Annotated in this window: 13 protein-coding genes, 1 tRNA gene and 1 pseudogene; 14 read left to right on the top strand and 1 reads right to left on the bottom strand. The window is 59.6% G+C overall.

Annotation, left to right across the window (positions count from 1 at the left end; genetic code table 11):
* Nucleotides 1-3 precede the first annotated feature (3 nt).
* A complete protein-coding gene (rpoD, locus tag B9A12_RS09425) occupies nt 4-1,794 on the top strand; it encodes an RNA polymerase sigma factor RpoD (protein ID WP_084057637.1) in 1,791 nt (596 codons plus the stop codon).
* A 144-nt stretch (nt 1,795-1,938) separates the two neighbouring features.
* Here the strand turns inward: rpoD and B9A12_RS09420 are convergent, their stop codons facing one another.
* Nucleotides 1,939-3,303, bottom strand: coding sequence for an FAD-dependent oxidoreductase (locus B9A12_RS09420; protein WP_084057636.1), 1,365 nt, complete (start codon nt 3,301-3,303; stop codon nt 1,939-1,941).
* A gap of 500 nt (nt 3,304-3,803) precedes the next feature.
* Here B9A12_RS09420 and B9A12_RS09415 point away from each other — a divergent pair, with 500 nt between their 5' ends.
* The 13 genes and pseudogenes from B9A12_RS09415 to B9A12_RS09355 all read left to right on the top strand — a co-directional run bounded on the left by B9A12_RS09415 (nt 3,804) and on the right by B9A12_RS09355 (nt 16,340).
* Nucleotides 3,804-4,004 carry a cold-shock protein gene (locus B9A12_RS09415; protein WP_084057635.1) on the top strand — a complete coding sequence of 67 codons (201 nt, stop codon included), beginning with the start codon at nt 3,804-3,806 and terminating at the stop codon, nt 4,002-4,004.
* 144 nt (nt 4,005-4,148) lie between these two features.
* Nucleotides 4,149-4,224: transfer RNA gene (locus tag B9A12_RS09410), tRNA-Ile, on the top strand.
* A 239-nt stretch (nt 4,225-4,463) separates the two neighbouring features.
* The gene (locus B9A12_RS09405; protein ID WP_084057634.1) at nt 4,464-5,294 is read left to right on the top strand and encodes a Nif3-like dinuclear metal center hexameric protein; all 831 of its coding nucleotides are present in this window, start codon (nt 4,464-4,466) and stop codon (nt 5,292-5,294) included.
* Between the two features lie 19 nt (nt 5,295-5,313).
* The gene (locus B9A12_RS09400; RefSeq protein ID WP_084057633.1) at nt 5,314-6,060 is read left to right on the top strand and encodes a zinc ribbon domain-containing protein; all 747 of its coding nucleotides are present in this window, start codon (nt 5,314-5,316) and stop codon (nt 6,058-6,060) included.
* A gap of 172 nt (nt 6,061-6,232) precedes the next feature.
* Entirely contained in the window at nt 6,233-7,186 is a 954-nt protein-coding gene (locus tag B9A12_RS09395) for a ribose-phosphate diphosphokinase (protein ID WP_084057632.1), read from the top strand.
* 1,159 nt (nt 7,187-8,345) lie between these two features.
* A complete protein-coding gene (locus tag B9A12_RS09390) occupies nt 8,346-9,800 on the top strand; it encodes a radical SAM/SPASM domain-containing protein (RefSeq protein WP_084057631.1) in 1,455 nt (484 codons plus the stop codon).
* Nucleotides 9,787-10,776, top strand: coding sequence for an ammonia-dependent NAD(+) synthetase (locus tag B9A12_RS09385; RefSeq protein WP_084057630.1), 990 nt, complete (start codon nt 9,787-9,789; stop codon nt 10,774-10,776). Before B9A12_RS09390 ends, B9A12_RS09385 begins: the two co-directional genes overlap by 14 nt.
* A complete protein-coding gene (locus B9A12_RS09380) occupies nt 10,749-11,246 on the top strand; it encodes a hypothetical protein (protein ID WP_084057629.1) in 498 nt (165 codons plus the stop codon). The genes B9A12_RS09385 and B9A12_RS09380 overlap by 28 nt, the downstream gene beginning before the upstream one ends.
* 125 nt (nt 11,247-11,371) lie before the next feature.
* Nucleotides 11,372-12,481, top strand: a complete 1,110-nt coding sequence (locus tag B9A12_RS09375) for a 2-hydroxyacyl-CoA dehydratase subunit D (protein ID WP_170920510.1) — start codon at nt 11,372-11,374, stop codon at nt 12,479-12,481.
* Nucleotides 12,482-12,501: 20 nt separating this feature from the next.
* Nucleotides 12,502-13,652: pseudogene (locus B9A12_RS09370) on the top strand (2-hydroxyacyl-CoA dehydratase subunit D); the annotation flags it as partial.
* A gap of 48 nt (nt 13,653-13,700) precedes the next feature.
* Nucleotides 13,701-14,528: an acyl-CoA dehydratase activase gene (locus B9A12_RS09365; RefSeq protein ID WP_245802404.1), complete on the top strand. Its 828-nt coding sequence runs from the start codon at nt 13,701-13,703 to the stop codon at nt 14,526-14,528.
* Between the two features lie 51 nt (nt 14,529-14,579).
* Nucleotides 14,580-15,962: a sigma-54 interaction domain-containing protein gene (locus tag B9A12_RS09360; protein ID WP_212636891.1), complete on the top strand. Its 1,383-nt coding sequence runs from the start codon at nt 14,580-14,582 to the stop codon at nt 15,960-15,962.
* A 12-nt stretch (nt 15,963-15,974) separates the two neighbouring features.
* A complete protein-coding gene (locus B9A12_RS09355; RefSeq protein ID WP_084057626.1) occupies nt 15,975-16,340 on the top strand; it encodes a NifB/NifX family molybdenum-iron cluster-binding protein in 366 nt (121 codons plus the stop codon).
* Nucleotides 16,341-16,558 lie beyond the last annotated feature (218 nt).

Genomic DNA, 16,558 nt, shown 5'->3' with positions numbered 1-16,558 from the left:
CACATGACCGAACAGCTCAGGAAAAACGGGGGCAAACAGCCCGTCCGACCGGCCCTGGAGGACCTCAAGCGACTGATCAGCGTGGGGAAGGAAAAGGGATACCTCACCTACGATGAGCTGAACGAGGTGCTCCCGGAGGATCTGGTCACGCCGGAAAAGCTGGACGACATGATGATGATCTTCGATGAGATGAACATCGAAATTGTGGACTCCGATCAGCAGGTCAAGGTGGTTCCTGAGCGCGTGAGCGACGATGAGTCCGAGGAAGATGAGGCCGCTACCACGGCTGTGGAGACGGATCCGGATAGCCGTGTGACGGATCCGGTAAAGCTCTATCTTCGCGAGATGGGGCAGGTCTCCTTGCTCACCAGAGAAGGCGAGGTGGAAATCGCCAAGCGGATCGAAGCGGGTGAGCGCGAAGTCTTCAACGCCATCATGGAATCGTCTCTCGGGGTGGCCGAAGTCCTCACCATCAAGGAGGACCTGCAGGAAGGCAAGGTCAAGATCACCGAAATCCTCCGTAGCACGGAAGAGGACATGACCGAAGAGGAGCTGGAGGCACTTCGAGGCAAGGTCATTGAGGCCTTGGAAGAAGTGGAGCGCCTGGATGCCGAAACCCGCAACATGCAGATAACGCTCATCGCCGAAAACCTGGAGCCCCTGGAGCAGGATCGCCTGAGCCAGCAGGTCCAGCGCAACAAGGAAAAAATCGTCGATCTGCTCAAGGACCTGCAGCTCGACAAACAGCAGATCGATAAAATCGTCGAAAAGTTGCGCTCGTACCTGGAATCCATTGAGGCGGCGGAACGGGATCTGGAGCACTGTCTGTTGGTGACCGGAAAGCCCCTGCAGGAGCTCCAGCGCTGGTACGAGGAAGTGCGCGGCAATACGGATGAGCTGGAGCAACACGCCGGTCGCTTGGGAATGAGTTCCCAGGACCTTTTGAGGCTCATTGAACGGGCCTTGGAGGCGCGTGAGCAGATCACGGCGTTCGAGATGCGGGCCAAGATGGATTCCAAGAGCTTGCGACAGATCCTGCGCCGCGTGGAAGACGGCATGGCCCGTGCCAAGATGGCAAAAAGCGAACTCATCGAAGCCAACCTGCGCCTGGTGGTGAGCATCGCCAAAAAATACACGAACCGCGGCCTACAGTTCCTGGACCTGATCCAGGAAGGCAACATCGGTCTGATGAAGGCCGTGGACAAATTCGAATATCAGCGGGGTTACAAGTTCAGCACGTACGCCACCTGGTGGATTCGCCAGGCCATCACCCGCGCCATTGCCGATCAGGCCCGGACCATTCGGATTCCCGTGCACATGATTGAAACCATCAACAAACTCATCCGAACCTCCCGGTACCTGGTCCAGGAATTGGGGCGCGAACCGACGCCGGAAGAGATTGCCGAGCGCATGGATTTTCCGGTGGAGAAGGTGCGCAAGGTGCTCAAGATCGCCAAGGAGCCCATCAGCCTGGAAACTCCCATTGGAGAAGAAGAAGACAGCCACCTGGGCGACTTCATCGAGGACAAGAAGGTCACCTCTCCGGTGGACGCCGTGATCAACCTGAATCTGAGCGAGCAGACCCAAAAGGTCCTGGCCACGCTGACGCCCCGGGAAGAGAAGGTATTGCGCATGCGTTTTGGTATTGGAGAAAAATCGGACCACACGCTGGAAGAAGTGGGTCAGGACTTTCACGTGACACGGGAACGCATCCGCCAGATCGAGGCCAAGGCGCTCAGAAAACTGCGTCATCCCAGCCGCCGCAAGGAGCTGAAGAGTTTCATGGAAACCTAGGCGGCTCCTGGGGCGGACGGCCGACTCCCCTGCTCCTTGAGGGGCTGAAAGACGGGACACCAATTGTTATTGCAACGCCGGGGCGAAGGTTTCTTCGCCCCGGCGTTTTTTGTCCGTCTGCATCCATGGATATACCCCGCCACGCTATTGGATCTTTTTGGCCAGAAGGCGTGCGGCAATGATCAGCGGATCCCACAGGGGGGAAAAGGGAGGCGCATAGGCAAGATCCAGCTCACTCACCTGCCGGGCCGTGAGCTCTGCGCTGATGGCGGTGGCCATCACGTCGATCCGCTTCGCGGCTCCTTCCTGGCCCACGATCTGAGCGCCCAAAACCACGCCTGTGGCCGCATCGGCCAGCATCTTCACGTGGATCGTTCCGGAACCGGGGAAGTAGGCCGCCCTGGTGTGGCTTTCGATGGTCTGGGACACAAAAGGCCGCCCCAAACCTTCCAGTTCCCGCGTCTGCAGGCCCGTTCGCGCCACTTCCAGGGAACAGATCCGCGTGACAGCGGTCCCCACGACGCCTGAAAACCGCGCGTCTCCTCCCGCCATGTTGGTCCCGGCCACCCGCCCGTGGCGATTGGCCACCGTACCCAGGGCCACGTAAAAGGGTTGGCCCGTCAAGCGGTGAAAGGATTCGGCGCAGTCGCCCGCCGCCCAGACGCCCTCCACCTCCGTGGCCATGCGCCGGTCGACCCGAACGGCACCCCGCTCCCCCAACGGGATACCGGCTTCCTTGGCCAGTTGCGTGTTGGGGGCCACTCCCATGCCCAGCAAAACCAGATCCGTTTCCAATGTCCTTTGGGATGTGATCACGGCGTGGACTCGCCCGTTCCGGACCGCGAACGCCTCCAATGCCTCGTCGAGATAGAGATGGACGCCGCGATCGGTCAGGGCCCGTGCCACGTGGCGGGCCATGTCCTGGTCCAAGGTTCCCATCACCTGCGGGGCCTTGTCCACCAGAGAAACCCGCATTCCGCGAAGCAAAAAGGCCTCGGCCATCTCCAAACCGATGTATCCCCCGCCCACGATCACCGCCGAGCGGGGTTGCTGTGCATCCAGCACCTTTCGCAGCCGGATTCCACTTTCCAGGGTGTGGACACCGTAGATGCCGGAGGCGTCTGCGCCGGGAACGGACGGGCGAAGCGGCACGGCACCCGTGGCCATGAGCAGCTCATCGTATGCCTCCCACGCTTCGTTTTGGGTCTTTCGGTCCACAACACGGACACGGCGCTCCCTGGTTTCGATCCCGATGACTTCATGGAAGGTCCGGACGTCAATCTGTTGTTTCGCGCGAAATTCCTCAGGCGTTCTGGCAACCAAATCGTTCTCGTTATCGACAAGCCTGCCGACATAGTAAGGGATGCCTCAGGCCGAATAGGAGGTGTGCGGTCCTTTTTCAAATACCATGACCTCCAGATCCGGATTCTTTCTCTTGGCAACCGATGCGGCGCTCATGCCCGCTGCATCCCCCCCGATGATCACCACTCTCTTCTTCCTGGTCCCCATAGAGTCCTCCGTCCATAAGGCAAAACAACAACCAACGCCCCCTATACGACCGGCCTTGTCCGATGGGATCCGCTGCGAAAGCCGTTCCTTCTGCGGTCTTTTCACCGCAGCGGGCCCACGGATAAAAACCACCGCGCCTGTTGCAGGCTTGCAGGATGCTCGGTTTCTTGGCAAGCGGGTGACGGCAGCCGCTTGCCCATGGACCCACAGGCCGCGGCATTGAACCATCATTTCCTGGACCATAATCTCAATCTCAACCGGAAACCAGTGTTCAAAATCTGGAAATTGGCACAAAAAAAAGCTTGGCATGTGGAGGTGGGCGTGATAGAGGACCATGACTTTGTGAGAGGGGCACCGGCTTTGGGCCCCCAAAAAACAGTTTCATGTACGCAGCTCGTGGTTCCGTTTTTGGCCCGCCGTGGTTCTCACCTTTCGGTAAGATCCCGCGATCCCCAAAGCACGTCCCGGCATGCAGTACAGAACAATGAAGGAGTGGTTCAATGATGCAAGGACATGTCAAGTGGTTCAATGAAAAGAAGGGTTACGGCTTCATCGAGACGGAAAGCGCCGGGGATGTGTTTGTGCACTATTCGGGCATCGAGGGCACCGGTTTCAAGACCCTGACCGAAGGCGAAGCGGTCACCTTCGAGATCTCCGAAACGGCCAAAGGTCCGCAGGCCGTCAACGTACGCCGCGCCTAAGCGCCTCGTATGGGACAAAGAACCGCCCGGGATGCCAAGCGTTCCGGGCGGTTTTCTTTTCTGGGGATACCAAAGGCCCTGAATAGGTTTCCCTTGACACGAACAGGTCCCATTTCTATAACGTCACACACCTTAGCATGTCTCGGGCCCATAGCTCAGTTGGTAGAGCCACCGGCTCATAACCGGTAGGTCCCTGGTTCGAGGCCAGGTGGGCCCACCATTTCACGAAACCCACCGGTCGGGAGTGGAACCGTTGACGGGTTCTTCGAGGGAAAAGGAAATGGCAGAGCCGATTGCGGGAAAACATGGGTTCTCGGATCCCGTGAGCCATCCCTAGGGGGGTGTTCCTTCAGTGGAGCACCCCCTTTTTCGTTGGCTGTTCCGCACACGGAGCGGATCTTCCACCTTCAATGGGCCCGCAAGGAGTCTTGAACCCAAATCCATAAGGATCTCGAACCCATGCGTCAGGCCACCGTGGACCTCTTGATGCAATGGATCGACCGACTGGCACCCTTTGATCTAGCGGAAGAGTGGGACAATTGCGGCCTTCAGATCGGCGACCCCGGCGCCGTGGTCTCCCGCGTCCTGGTGGCCCTGGACCCCACTTCGCAGACCTTGAGCCAGGCCATTGCCATGGATTGCCAAGCCATGGTGACCCACCACCCCCTGCTGCTCAAGGCCGTGAAGTCCATCCGCTTCGACACGGCCCCGGGCGCGTTCATCCGGCAGGCCGTCACCCACGGCATCCACCTGATTGCGGCTCACACCAATCTGGACGTGGCCGTGGACGGGACCAATCATAGCCTGGCTTCCCTGTTGGACATGGCCGTGGACGGCCCCCTGGAAGGATCGAAAAAGGCCGACGCTTCGGGAGACCGCTACGCGGGCCTGGGCCTGGTGGGCAACCTGCCGGAACCCATGACGCTGGAAAAACTGGCGGTCCGGCTGGCCGAGCTCCTGGGTTCCCATTCTGTTCGCTTTGTGGGGGACGCCGGGGCCTCGATCCAGCGCGTGGGGCTGTGCACGGGCAGTGGTGCCGGCTTGTGGCAACAGGCCGTAAGGGGCGGTTGCCACGCCTTGATCACCGGGGATGTGAAGTACCACGACGCTCAAGCGGCCCTGGATAACGGGTTGGCGCTGGTGGACGTGGGCCACTTCGCTTCAGAAAGGATTATGGTGGCGCCGCTGGTGCTTTATTTGACCGAGTGCGCGGCACGGGAGGGTGTGGCGTTGGAGGTGTTTGCTTCCGACGTGGAGAAAGACCCCTTCACCACATTGGTCGTCCGCTAAAGGAACGGGAGGACGGAGCTTGCAGGAGCAATTGAGGTACCTGGTGGAATTGCAGATTTTGGAAAACAAGAAGAACGAACTGCTGCGTGACCGGGAAGCCACCCCCGGCAAGCTTTCGGCACTGGACAAGGAATTTTCCACGGTCGAAAGCGAATACCTTCTGAAAAAGGCCGACTACGAACACGCGGTTCAGTTGCATCGTTCCCTCGAAACGGAGATCGCCGACCTGGAAGCCCGCATCAAACGCAGCAAGCAAAAGGAGCGAGAGGTCAAAAGCAACCGCGAATACCAGGCGCTTCTCAAAGAGATCGAGGAACTCAAAGAAGAGGTGGCCTCTCGCGAAGACCACGCCCTGGAGTTGATGGAAAAGATCGAGTCGGCTCGAGGCGAACTGGAGGCCATGGAAAAAGAGGTTTCGGAGTTGAAGGAAAAGATCGACGCCCAGAAGGCACGCCTCCAGGAGGAAAGTGAACGGGTGTCGGAAAAGATCGATCGGCTCAATGAGCTGCAGGCCGCCGTGCGCGCCAAGGTGGATCCCGACCTGCTCAAACGCTGGGACTTTCTCATCGGCAAGCAAAAAGGCATCGCGGTGGCGCCGGTGGAAAAAGGCGTGTGTCAGATCTGCCATCTCAACATTCCCCCGCAACGCTTCATCGAACTGCAACGGGATGAAAGCATCCTCACCTGCCCCCACTGCCATCGCTTTCTCTACTGGCCCGGCCATGAAGATTATCAGGTGATGGTGGAGGATCTGGAAACCGTGTGATGCCGAAACTTCCTTAAACATATCCTTGGGATGCCTTCCCGTGCCCGTACCTTCGCCAGCAAGCTAAAGGCTTGCCATTTGTGACTTCCTGTACTATGTAAGGGGCGCCTTCGGCACCACGTGCCCTGGGAAGCCTTGGCACAATATCGGGTAGGAGAGGAGAAAAACCCGCATGGCCACCTACGGACTTAAGATCTTTTCGGGCAACAGCAACCCGGAGCTGGCGCAAAAGATTTGTCAATCCCTGGAGATCCCTCTGGGCCGATCCCTGGTGAGCACCTTCAGCGACGGCGAGATCCGGGTCGAGATCGGTGAAAACGTTCGCGGAGCCGATGTTTTTGTGGTGCAGTCCGGCGCTCCCCCCGTCAATGACCATCTGATGGAGCTTCTGGTGATGATTGATGCCCTCAAGAGGGCCTCGGCGCGGCGCATTACGGCTGTCATCCCCTACTACAGCTATTCCCGCCAGGACCGCAAAAACAAGCCACGCGTTCCCATCACCGCCCGCCTCGTTGCCGATTTGATCACCAGCGTGGGAACCCACCGCATTCTCACCATGGATCTGCATGCCGGGCAGATTCAGGGCTTTTTCGACATTCCCGTGGACAACCTCTATGCGTCCCCTGTCTTGCTTCCCTACATCCGCGAGCACTTCAACCATAACCTGGTCATCGTGAGCCCCGATGCGGGAGGGGTCCCCCGGGCCCGGGCATACGCCCAGCGCCTCCAGGCCGACCTGGCGCTGATCGACAAACGTCGCGTGAACGTCAACGAAGCGGAAGTAATGAACATCATTGGGGAAGTGGATGGCAAGACGGCCATCATCCTGGACGACATGGCAGATACCGCGGGCACTCTGGTGGAGGCCACCAAGGCGATCCTGGACCGAGGCGCCCATGAGGTACATGCCTGTGTCACCCATCCCATCCTCTCCGGGCCGGCGGTGGAACGCATTGAAAAGAGCGATCTGAAGAGCCTGGTGGTCACGGACACCCTGCCCCTGCGTCCCCAGGCCGCCCACTGTGAAAAGATCAAGACCGTCTCGGCCGCCCGTCTTTTCAGCCAGGCGATCAAAAGCATCCACAACGAAGATTCCATCAGCAGCCTCTTCGAGATTCAGCACTAAGAGCCTGCCCTCCAGGGGACTCTCGGCCTTTCGGGGGGCTTTCCACCCAGTTCAAATTCCACTGTGCCATGTGGCTCTTTTTCAGTTCCCAGGCGGCCCCTGACATGGTGCGTTCATAGGAAACACTGCCGGCTCGTCTCATGAGCCAATGACACACCCCCAGGCCCGCCTCCACAGAAGACGCGGAGAGACGGGTCTCCTTTCCCATAGCCCAGCCCTTCCTGTAAAAGAAGAACGCCCATGATGCCTGGAGGAGCGGCTGTCTGCTTTGGCCCCCCCCTTGCGTCGACTCCGCCCGCCAAGGATACACCGAACCTGTTCCCGCCTTACGCCAGAATACCTCCGCATAATCTTTTGCCAGCAGACGCCAATCATTGAGGCGGACGGTCATGCCCAAGGCGTCCAGATGTTCCAGCATCGCCATGGACCGGGTAGGTCCGTAGCCCAGGCTTCAGACCCAAACCGCATCCACTGCTCCACCACAACGAGGCCTCGCGGGTGATGTAACGGCCGTCGCGAAGTCGGACCAGGTGTTTTGACTCAGCGAGGACTACGCCCCTTGTCGGCACCAGATCAATTGTCCGGTCTGGGGCGCGCCTTGGTTGGCCGATTTGAGTGGCCCTGCCACCAAGCAGCGCAGGTTCCATCCTGATGGGGCACTCTGTGGGCATGGATGGCACAAATGAAAGGTTCCCACGCCGACAGCTGGCTCAGCAGGCCTTACGGACCCCTCCTTACGGCCCGACGCGACAAGGCCGGCGCGGGGCGTGATCCCGGGTTGGCATGATTGCTGCCGCGATCCATGAACAGCTCAGCATGGTGCGAACCAGGAGGAATCGGAGATGGGAGAGCGCGAGCATCCGCCGCTGGGAGGTTGGAAACGCGGGAAAATGGGCCCCGGCGCGCGAATCGAGGGGGATTTCTAACCACACGGACAAGATAAGAGGCCGGCTCGCTCGCTTCTTTGAATAGCTCGGTGGGAAAAACACAGGGATGATCTGGGCGCTGAAGCGAAAGGTGGCGTGACGGGAAATCACCATCCGTCTCAGAAATGAAACGCATGGATTGAAACAGTTTCAAACCGAGCACGTGCAGAGGCGCCGCCGGGCGCGCGCCGGAGCACGTAGGACCGCTTCAATGCGGGAAAGGAGGTTTGGTCATGCGAAAACCTCAATCCCAAGAAACCCTGAGCGAGAAGCTAAAGCGGGGCCTCTTGAGCTTCGGATTGAAAAGCAACCTACTACGGACTCACACCCTGAGACAGGTGGAAAAGGGCCTATACGATTACATTGTAGTGGAAAACCCTGAACGGCGGCCCCGTCAGGTCCAACGCCTCCGCTTTATGGCCATGAAAAACCTTCTGCATGCCGGCGCTCGAGGCGCCCGAAGGGGTCTCATCGGCGAAAAACCGCTCAGAATGCTGGCGGACACCTTTGTGGGCAAGTTTGTCATGGCCGACCCGCAAAAGAGCAAAGCGTTTGCCAAGGTCTATGGATTTGAGCCACCCAGCTTTCTTGTGGTGAGTCCGACGGAACGATGCAACCTTCGCTGCGTGGGATGTTACGCGGGGGATCGTTCCCATCAAGCAAGGTCATTGGAGGCGGACACCTTTCGACGCATCCTTCGGGAGAAGACGCAATCTTGGGGGAGCCATTTTACGGTCATCTCAGGGGGCGAACCGTTTCTCTATCGAGGCGAGAACTCGGTGGATCTTATCGATATCATAGCCGAGAACGCGGACAATTACTTTCTCGCCTTCACCAACGGGACGTTGATCACGGAAACTTTGGCTGCTCGAATGGCAGATGTGGGAAACGTCACCCCCGCCATTTCCGTGGAGGGCTTTGGAGAAGAAACAGACGCTCGGCGGGGCAGGGGCACCCATGAAAGGATCCTTCGGGCCATGCGGTGTCTTCGAGACGCGGGAGTTCCCTTCGGCATTTCGGTGACGGCAACGCGCCACAATGCGGAGAGGATCCTTTCGGATGCATTCTTGGATTTCTATTTTGAAGAACAAGGAGCGCTTTACGGCTGGATCTTTCAGTACATGCCCATCGGGCGGGACGCTTCTTTCGACCTGTTGGTCAGCCCTCGGCAGCGGCTTTGGATGTTGGAGCGCGAGCTTCATATCCTGGAGAAGACGGGTTATTTTTACGTGGACTTCTGGAACGGTGGGGTCTTGTCATTGGGATGCATCGCGGCGGGCCGTGCCGGGGGATACCTCCATGTGGACTGGAATGGAAACATCGCCCCGTGCGTCTTCTTCCCGTACTACATGGACAACATTTATGATCTCTACAAGAAGGGCCGTTGCCTTTCGCATGCGCTCAAATCCCAGCTTTTTCTGGATATTCGATGCTGGCAAGCGAAATACGGGTACCAGCAGCCTCCAGAACGCGTTCGCAATCTCTTCAGGCCCTGCCCCATGAGGGATCATCATGGGGTGGCCCACGCAATCGTGGAAAGGACCAAGGCGAAGCCTCTCAACGCCGAGGCCGCAGCTGCCGCCGAGGACAGCGAATACTTGATGCGCTTCATAAACTACGACCACCGATTGGAAGAGGTTTTGGATCCGGTCTGGGAGCGCCAGGTGCGGCTCTATGAAGCCTGGTAAAGGAAAAGCCGTGGACCTGAGGTCCTTTGTGGAGATGGAAGAGCCTTTCGAGGCGGAATTCGTCGCTTTCTGGAAGCGGAAGATCCGGGCTGGGGTTTCGCGTGGAAAATTCCATGCGGTGGTCCTGGGAGCAAGCGGGGGATTGGACAGTGCGGTGTGCGCCGCCTTAAGCGTGGCGGCGGGGGTCCCGGTTGTGGCGGTGCAGATGGTGGATCGGCGCGTCCGGGGCGAAACCTACAATCCGGGCTATTTCGATGAACTGGGCGCGGAACGCATCCCGGTGGACATCACGGAGGAGGTCGCGGATCGCGAAAGACGCCTCGGCCTTCCGCCCCATTGGACGACCGTGTTGGGATTGAATCTTCTGGTCCGAGTGGCGCCGCGGCGCATGCTGTGGGCCTTGATGGCGCAGATGAAGCGCTCCCACGCCGACAGCCGGCTCGGCCGCCATTACGAGCGCCTCCTCACGGCCCATCGGGTACGTAGGTGCGTGCTCCAAACCATCGCGGCAAAGCGCGGGGGCGCCCTTTTGAACTGCGCCAATCGAACGGAATGTGAACTGGGCTTTTTCGTGGAGGGCGGGGTCGACGATGTTCGTTTCGGTCAATGGGCTCCTCTGGCGGGCCTTTACAAGTTCCAAGTCCGGCGTCTGGCCCGATTCCTGGCACTGCCCCCACGGCTGTTGCAGCAAAGCCCGTCGCCGGGTTTTGGAGGTGTCCGCGACGAACACTTCCTGGGCCCCTACGAACTGGTGGACCGGATTCTGATGGGTTTGAACCGCGGCTGTTCCGATGCGGTCATCCTTCGCGCCTTAAAGGATTATGCAGAACGTGTGGGGCGCCCCCTTTCCAGACGTTTTCGACCTTTCCTGCGAACAGCGTATGTGGAGCACCTACGGCAGCTAAGACACTTGAGCGCTGCCAAAAGGGGGGAAGGAGGCGATGGATCGTGCACACCACCAATCCCAAGCCATTGATCCAGCAAGCATTGGAAATTCTGGAAGCCATCCGAAACAACTATCCCGAAGGCGACTTTGATCGGGAGATGCTCCATGGCGACATGGATTTTCGATACAAGAAGATCCATGAGCTCAGGCGCCGCCTGGACGATTTGCCGGAGGCGGTGCGCCGTTTCGCCGTCTGTGTTGAGGCTCTGCCTGTGGACAAAGACGTGCTCTTAAAGCTAATGCGATGGCTCCAGGAAAAGCCCGGCACCTTCTCCCAGGTCGCTGCGGGCGGCTCTCAGGCCGTCCGGGATCGGGCCGCGGCAGTGGCTCAGGCCATGGGCGTGCGTTCCTGCGATCTTCAACAGGTGCTCTTTCGCCTGCGCTTGGCGGGCATTCTGACCGGAACTTATGAACTTTCGGAAGTCTACCGGCCGGTGGCGTCGGACTTTGTGGGACTGGCCGAACCCCGAGAGGGAGAATCTGGTTACCAGGAGCGTTGAACCGATGGCATGGCGAAAACCTGAATCGATGAGCTACCCAAGCTGCTTGGCCTGCGGGTGGAAAGATGATGTTTCGGGATGAAGAGAAGGCTTCTGCACAAGCTCAAGGGAGGCGGACTGAAAAGATGGACGTGCGGGCTCCATCGCCTGGGGCGTGTCGCACCAGATCCCAGGACGAGGTTCCCGCGGTGGGCTGGCTGTGCTCGGCCGTGCCGGAGGAACTCCTCATCGCTGCAGGGGCCGAGCCGCGGCGGCTTTACGGGTATGAGGCGCGTGGCGAGGGATCGGAAAGCCTCTTGCCCACCACGTTCTGCGCCTACGTCCACGGGGTGCTGCAGGCGGCCCTGCAAGGGGCCTTCGCCTCGCTCGCTGCGGTTGTCGTGGTGAACTCGTGTGACGCCATGCGTCGCCTTGCGGATCTGTGGCAGCGCCAGATCAAGGAGCCGCCCGTGTTTCGGCTCGATTTTCCCTTCGGCTTTGGTTCGGCCGCCGAAGACTATTGGGTGGCTGCCCTAAAACATCTTGTGAGGTATTTGGAGGACCTGGCGGGCCGGCCCATCAAGGACTCGGATCTTCAGGGGGCCATCGCGGTTATGAACGAAACGCGCCGCAGGGTCATGGCCCTGGATCGGTTGCGGGCTCAGCCCCTGCGCGGCATTTCCGGAGTGGACTATTCTCGTTGGCTGGTCAAAGCGTTCGTCGGGGACAAGAGGCGCTTTCTTTCGCAGAGCGCCCCAATACTTGCCGAATGGGAGGCCGCTGCGAACGGGGCCGGACCAGCGCCCCCCCGCCTGGTCCTGGGAGGATGCGCGGCAGACACCGTCCATCTGGTGCAGGTGATGGAAGCGTGTGGAACGCAGGTGGTGGCCGACACCTTGTGCACCGGATCGCGCCACTTCGACACGCTCGTTGAAGAATGGGGCGATTCTGTGCGGGCTGTGGCGCGCCGTTATCTGCGCCGTGCCCCCTGTGCACGGCGCGTGGACGGCTCGGACTTTGTGGGCCATCTTCTGCGGCGGGTCCGAGAAACCCGGGCGGATGGAGTGGTTTTTCCCACCCTCAAGTTTTGCGACATGGTTCGCTGGCGACTGCCGCGTCTGGCCGCCGTCATGGCACAGGAAGGCATCCCCTTTCTGCATGTGGAACGGGACGGCTCGGCGGCGTCCTGGGGGCAGATGCAGACCCGGATTCAGGCTTTCGTGGAAATGATCGAAACGCGGCGCGCTGCTGGATAGCCGGTGGAGGATGAACGATCATGCACTACCGTGAGCGTTTTATGATTTCTCTTGTGGCCAGGGCCCTGCTCACTGGGAACAAGTTGAAGACCTGGAGGCGGGATTCGGCCCTCGATGCGATCCAGCATGAGACGCTTCGGCTGCTGGCCCATTGGTATGGGCGAAAGAGACCGAAGGTGCTGGCGGGCTTTTTCTTCCCTGTGGAATTGCTTCACGCCCACGGGGTGATCCCCATGTTCGGCGAGTTTGTCGCGACGGCAATGGCGGCTGCGGGCCTGGAAAAGAATGCTTTGAGCGTGGCGGATGCGGAAGGATTCCCCGTGGAAAGCTGCGCGTTCCATCGGGCCAGCCTGGCGGCCTTGCTGAAAGGTTATCTACCGCCACTCGACGCGGTGGCCGCCACGACCCATCTATGCGACAGCCAATGCAAGGCCCTGGAAGAATTGGCTGTGCGTCTCGGAGTGCCTTTCATTGTCCTGGATGTCCCTCAGGAAGATACAGCGGAGGCGCGAACTTATCTGGTTCGTCAGATGGAAGAGGCGGATGGCGTTCTTGCGGGATTGAGTGGGAAATCCCCGGGGTGTGCGGATTGGAGGCGCGTGTTCGCTTTCAGCAATTCCGCCCGCGACCGCATGCTCCGGCTGAACGCCCTGCGTGCGACGGCGCCCGCCGGTGTTTGCGGCAAAGAAATGGCCACCGCCTTGATCCAATCTCAGCTCTTCCTTGGCCTTGAGATGCTGCCTCCGCTCTTGGAGCGCCTGGCCCTAGAGATCCCTTCCACGCCCCCGCCACCGGATGGCGGACACCCTAAATACCGACTTGTCTGGCTCCTGACGTTTCCCTATTTCAAAGGAAACTTCATTCCCTTTATGGAGCAAACCTTGGGCCTGTGGCCCGTGCTGGACGAGCTCACCCATGTGTTCTGGGATCCGCTCGATCCGGAACGCCCTTACGAGAGCCTTGCGGTCAAGATGCTTCAAAACCCGGGGCTGGGCCCCGTGGATCGTCGCCTTAGATGGTGGAACACATGGTCCGGGCGGCAAACCCGGATGGTGTGGTCCATTATTCCCATTGGGGATGCCGCCAAGGCTTGGGTGGTGTGCGGGCCGTGGCGGAGCTCTTGACGTGGCTCGGCGTTCCTTTCTTGGACTTGGACGGGGATTGTATCGACAGCCGTAGTTATGCGGAAGGGCCTACACGAACACGGTTGGAGGGGTTCGTGGAGCTTTTGAAAACACGCAGCGGCAAACAGGAGAAAACAGGTGTCTCGGGCGACGGTCTCTTTGCCGGCATCGACATTGGATCCACGACGGCCAAGGCCGTGGTGGTGGATTCGCAGGGGCGCATCCTGGCGCACACCATGGGCCACACCGGGGCCAGTGCCCGCCGCGCAGCGGCGTCCCTTCGGGTTTTCCTTGAGGAGGTGTCCCAACGGCACGGTCCGGTGCGCCGGTGTGTGGCCACCGGCTACGGGCGAAAAGCCGGGGATTTCGCCGACGAACAGGTGACGGAGATCACCTGCCATGCGCGCGGCATGTGGCATCTTTTTCCTGATGTGCGAACCATCATCGATATCGGGGGACAAGACACCAAGGCCATCGCGGTCAACGACCGGGGCGAGGTGCTCAACTTCCTCATGAACGACAAGTGTGCGGCGGGAACCGGCCGATTCCTGGAGCTCATGGCTCGGGCTTTGGAGATGGACATCGAGGAACTGAGCGTCCTGGGCGCTCGGGCTTCACGCAGCGTTCCCATCAGTTCGGTCTGTTCCGTGTTTGCAGAAAGTGAAGTGGTGTCCCACATTGCGGAGGGACATGCGGTGGGGGCCATCTGCCGTGGCATTTGCGAAAGCGTGGCGGAGCGTACGGCCGCTCTACTGAAAAAGGTCGGACATCGTCCCGTGGTGGCCATGACCGGCGGTGTGGCCAAAAACGCCGGTGTGGTCAAGGCGTTGGAACGCCGTTTGGCATGCCGCATCTCCATGGCCCAGGACCCGCAAATAATCGGCGCTCTAGGGGCTGCGCTGATCGCCCGGGAAGGCACCTAGATGTGCGTGTGGAGGGCTTTGTCTGAACACTGGAATAGAAGGTGAAATGCCATGAACGATCGAGATCGCCGGAACTCCCCTCGCGTTACACGGTCCATCTGCGGCCTGATGGACGATGGGCAGACCTGCTGCCTGATCGTCAACAGTATCAACGACGGGGTCTTTGTGGTGAGTCGGGATCGACGCATAGAAGGCTTCTTCAACCAAGCTGCCGAGCGTCTTACCGGTTTTCGTGTGGAAGAGGCGGTGGGACGGGCCTGTTATGATGTCCTTCGCTGCAGCCTATGCCAGACGGAATGCCCCGTGGATCTTGTGTTTCAGAAAGGGGAGGTGGTCCGAGATCGGCCCGCCAAGATCATCAGCCGAGACCACCGGGAAGTTCCGGTATGCATTTCCCTTTCACCCATCAAGGATGATCGAGAGCGGGTGATCGCGGCCGTGGAAGTCGTTCGGGACTGCAGCGTTGAAGAGGACCTACGTCGAGTGCTTCACGACTCCTACCATTTCGGGGAGGTGGTCAGCAAGAACCCGCTCATGCAGGAAATCCTGGAACTTCTGCCCGTGGTGGCGGAAAGTCACAGTACGGTTTTGATCCAAGGCGAAAGCGGTACAGGAAAAAGCATGCTGGCGCGCATCATTCATCAGCTGAGTTCTCGCCGCGCCGGGCCCTTTGTGAAACTCAATTGTGGGGCCATCCCCGATCCTTTGCTCGAATCGGAGCTTTTCGGCTATCGAAAAGGGGCCTTCACGGACGCAAGAAAAGACAAACCCGGCCGATTGCAGGCCGCCGACGGCGGAACTCTTTTTCTCGACGAGGTGGGATGTATGTCGGCGGCGCTCCAGGTGAAGCTCCTCCGGTTTTTGGAAGAGCGGGCCTATGTGCCTTTGGGAGGCACAGAACCCGTGTTCGCGGATGTGCGGATCGTGGCGGCGAGCAACGTCGATCTGGAACAGCAAGTGGCGGCTGGCTCCTTTCGCGCTGATCTCTTCTATCGGTTGAACGTCATTGGACTCCGACTGCCCACCCTGGCGGAACGGCGTGAAGACATTCCATTGCTGGCTCGCCATATTCTCAGAAAATACAATGCTGTTTCCGGGAAAAATATCCGCTGCTTTTCCGAACAGGCTCTATCTCTTTTGATGAACTACGATTTTCCCGGCAACGTCAGGGAACTGGAAAACATCGTGGAACATGCGTGCGTGCTTTGTCCGGGTCCGACCATCGAGGTGAAACACTTGCCCATGGATTTGGTCACCAAAGTGCGAGGCCGCCGCCGGGAACGCCCGGAACCGTCCCCGCTGGCGTCCTCTGAAGAGCGCACGATTCGATGGGTCTTGCGCAAGGTCCAAGGCAGCCGCGTGAAAGCGGCCCATGAACTGGGCATCAGTCGCGCGACCTTGTGGCGCAAAATGAAGCGCTACGGCATATCTTAGCCGGAGGTATCCATGATTTGCTCGACCCCATCTCCTGAACATGGGTTTCTCAGGGTGGCCATCCCAAGTTTCGGGCCCAATGTGGCACCCCATTTTTCTACGGCCCAGGAAATCCTTATCTACGTCGTCCACAAGGGTCGTGTTCGCATTCGCATCCCCTTGTCCGTGGCGCAAGAGCCCCCGCCCCAAAAGCTTCGAAAGGTGCTGGCCCTGGGGATACAGGTTCTCGTCTGCGGAGGCATCGAAGAAAGGACCCGGGCGGTCCTTGAGCGCCGGGGCGTGCGCGTGCTCAGCAATCGCACGGGGCCTGTTGCGGATATTTTGAATCGCATGGCCGCGGCTACGGAGCCGACGGGGCCTCCGATTGCGAACAGCTGATAGTTGACCACGCATTGGCCGACCCGCCCACACCGAGTGTCTTACGATCATTGTTTTGGTTCACAGCGATTGGAATTTTTCTCTTGCCATTGCCATGTGCCCTTCTTGGTTTGAAGGGTACCAAGGCCGCTTTGCACACTTTTTGGCCATGTCCAGCGACAATTTTTGCAATCGCCCTGGGAAGCAATGCGCGGACGGTGGCCGCACCCCTCCAGGAT

The sequence above is a fragment of the Desulfacinum hydrothermale DSM 13146 genome, from assembly GCF_900176285.1.
Taxonomy (GTDB): domain Bacteria; phylum Desulfobacterota; class Syntrophobacteria; order Syntrophobacterales; family DSM-9756; genus Desulfacinum; species Desulfacinum hydrothermale.
Note: the sequence above shows the minus strand (reverse complement) of the source record. Positions and strands in the feature narration are given on the sequence as shown.

Excerpts from the sequence above, each read along its gene's own strand:
- rpoD (WP_084057637.1), top strand. The coding sequence starts at position 4 with ATGACCGAACAGCTCAGGAAAAACGGGGGCAAACAGCCCGTCCGACCG.
- B9A12_RS09415 (WP_084057635.1), top strand. The coding sequence starts at position 3,804 with ATGATGCAAGGACATGTCAAGTGGTTCAATGAAAAGAAGGGTTACGGC.
- B9A12_RS09405 (WP_084057634.1), top strand. The coding sequence starts at position 4,464 with ATGCGTCAGGCCACCGTGGACCTCTTGATGCAATGGATCGACCGACTG.
- B9A12_RS09395 (WP_084057632.1), top strand. The coding sequence starts at position 6,233 with ATGGCCACCTACGGACTTAAGATCTTTTCGGGCAACAGCAACCCGGAG.
- B9A12_RS09390 (WP_084057631.1), top strand. The coding sequence starts at position 8,346 with ATGCGAAAACCTCAATCCCAAGAAACCCTGAGCGAGAAGCTAAAGCGG.
- B9A12_RS09385 (WP_084057630.1), top strand. The coding sequence starts at position 9,787 with ATGAAGCCTGGTAAAGGAAAAGCCGTGGACCTGAGGTCCTTTGTGGAG.
- B9A12_RS09375 (WP_170920510.1), top strand. The coding sequence starts at position 11,372 with ATGGACGTGCGGGCTCCATCGCCTGGGGCGTGTCGCACCAGATCCCAG.
- B9A12_RS09360 (WP_212636891.1), top strand. The coding sequence starts at position 14,580 with ATGAACGATCGAGATCGCCGGAACTCCCCTCGCGTTACACGGTCCATC.
- B9A12_RS09355 (WP_084057626.1), top strand. The coding sequence starts at position 15,975 with ATGATTTGCTCGACCCCATCTCCTGAACATGGGTTTCTCAGGGTGGCC.